Origin of the sequence: Paraburkholderia sp. GAS448 (genome assembly GCF_050435685.1) — a bacterium.
GTDB lineage: Bacteria > Pseudomonadota > Gammaproteobacteria > Burkholderiales > Burkholderiaceae > Paraburkholderia.
Genome location: NZ_JBNDKT010000125.1, coordinates 1 through 2,437, shown reverse-complemented (window position 1 = coordinate 2,437; position 2,437 = coordinate 1). Strand labels below are relative to the sequence as shown.

The window sequence follows — 2,437 nt, the reverse complement described above, 5'->3', positions numbered from 1 at the left end:
GCGCAGGTGTCGACGTTGTTGTTGCCGAACGCGGCACGTACGAGCTTCTGCACGAGGTAGGTTTCCTCATTCGTGCAGCGCGACGAGGTGATGCCGCCGATCGAGTCGCGACCGTATCTGGCCTGAATGCGGCGGAATTCCGCCGCGGCGTAACTGAGCGCTTCCTCCCAGCTGACTTCACGCCACGGATCGGTGATCTTCGCGCGGATCATCGGCTTCGTGATGCGGTCCTTGTGCGTCGCGTAGCCCCACGCGAAACGGCCTTTGACGCACGCGTGGCCTTCATTCGCGCCGCCGTTCTTGTGCGGCACCATGCGGATCACCTGGTTGCCCTTCATCTCGGCCTTGAACGAGCAGCCGACGCCGCAATACGCGCACGTCGTCACGACCGAATGTTCAGGCTGGCCGAGCATCACGACGCTCTTCTCCTGCAAGGTCGCGGTCGGGCAGGCTGCGACGCAGGCGCCGCACGATACGCATTCCGATTCCATGAACGGCACGTTCTCGCTGGCAGCGACGCGCGATTCGAAACCGCGGCCCGCGATCGTCAGTGCGAATGTGCCCTGCGTTTCTTCGCACGCGCGCACGCAGCGGTTGCAGACGATGCACTTCGACGGGTCGTACGTGAAGTACGGGTTCGACTCGTCCTTTTTGTCCTTCAGATGGTTCGCGCCGTCAAAGCCGTAGCGCACCTCGCGCAGGCCCGTGACGCCTGCCATGTCCTGCAGTTCGCAGTCGCCGTTGGCGGGGCAGGTCAGGCAGTCGAGCGGGTGATCGGAGATGTAGAGCTCCATCACGTTACGGCGCAGCGACTGCAGGCGGTCGGTCTGCGTGCTGACCTTCATGCCGGCTTCGACCGGCGTCGTGCATGAGGCAGGATAGCCGCGCCGGCCTTCGATCTCGACGAGACACAGGCGGCACGAGCCGAACGGTTCGAGCGAATCGGTGGCGCACAGCTTCGGCACGTTGACGCCGGCTTCGGCCGCGGCGCGCATGACCGACGTGCCGGCCGGCACCGTCACCGCCTGGCCGTCGATTTCGAGCGTGACATCGACGTCGGCGTGACGCAGCGGTGTGCCGTAGTCGGTGTCGTCATAAGGATCACGCGCGGCCCGCTGCACAGCCTGCGACTTGCACGCACAGTTGCCGGAGCCGCAGCCGCCAGCTTTGGAGTTGAGAACATCAGACATGTTGTGCTCCATCGTCAGGCCGCTGCCGCTTTGGGCGCGGTGTCGAGACCGAAGTCTTCAGGGAAGTGGTCGAGTGCGGACAGCACTGGGAAGGGCGTCATGCCGCCCATCGCGCAGAGCGAACCGGACACCATCGTGTCGCACAGGTCACGCAGCAGTTGCACCTGCTTCGTCGATGTATCGCCGTTGCGGATACGGCCGATCACCTCGACGCCGCGCGTCGAGCCGATCCGGCACGGCGTGCATTTACCGCACGATTCGAGCGCACAGAAGTGCATCGCATACTGGGCGAGTTCGGCGAGATTGGACGTATCGTCGTGCACGACGAGCCCGCCGTGGCCCACCACTGCGCCGACAGCGGCGTACGCCTCGTAGTCCAACGGAATGTCCCACTGGCTTTCGGGCAGATACGTGCCGAGCGGGCCGCCGACCTGCACCGCGCGCGCCGGCCGGCCGCTTGCCGTGCCGCCGCCGAAGTCGTAGAGCAGTTCGCGCAGCGTCACACCGAACGCGAGTTCGACGAGGCCGCCCTGCTTCACATTGCCGGCCAGCTGGAACGGCAGGGTGCCGCGCGAGCGGCCCATGCCGAAGTCCTGATAGAACGCCGCGCCTTTCGCGAAGATGATCGGCACGGTTGCGAGCGTAATGACATTGTTGATGACCGTCGGCTTGCCGAAGAGCCCGGAGAGCGCCGGCAGCGGCGGTTTCGCGCGCACGATGCCGCGCTTGCCTTCGAGCGATTCGAGCAGCGCTGTTTCCTCGCCGCAGACGTAGGCGCCCGCGCCTCTCGCAACGAACAGTTCGAAGCGATGCGCCGAGCCGAGCACGCTATCGCCGAGCCAGCCTGCAGCACGCGCTTTCTGGATGGCGGCTTCGAGCGTCGCGATCGAGTGCGGATACTCGCTGCGCACGTAAATGTGGCCGACCGTTGCGCCCGTCACAATCCCCGCGATGATCATCCCTTCGATCAGTACGAAGGGATCGCTTTCCATCACGAGACGATCGGAGAAGGTGCCCGAATCGCCTTCGTCGGCGTTGCAGACGATGTATTTCTGGTCGGCCTGAGCCGCCCGCACCGTCCGCCATTTGATGCCCGCCGGGAACGCCGCACCGCCGCGGCCGCGCAGACCGGATTCGATGAGCGCATCGCAGGCGGCGGCGCCGTCGGTGGCAAGTGCCTGCTTCAAGCCTTCGATGCCGCCATGCGCGACGTAGTCGTCGATCGAAAGCGGATCGGTGATGCCGAT

At 65.4% G+C, this 2,437-nt stretch carries 2 protein-coding genes; both read right to left on the bottom strand.

Annotation, left to right across the window (positions count from 1 at the left end; genetic code table 11):
- The coding region (locus P3T23_RS47480) for a 2Fe-2S iron-sulfur cluster-binding protein (protein WP_429322918.1) at positions 1-1,190 on the bottom strand (1,190 nt) is incomplete at its 3' end.
- 14 nt (positions 1,191-1,204) lie between these two features.
- Positions 1,205-2,437 (bottom strand): complex I 51 kDa subunit family protein (locus P3T23_RS47475; RefSeq protein WP_429322917.1); only part of this gene is annotated, 1,233 nt, incomplete at its 5' end.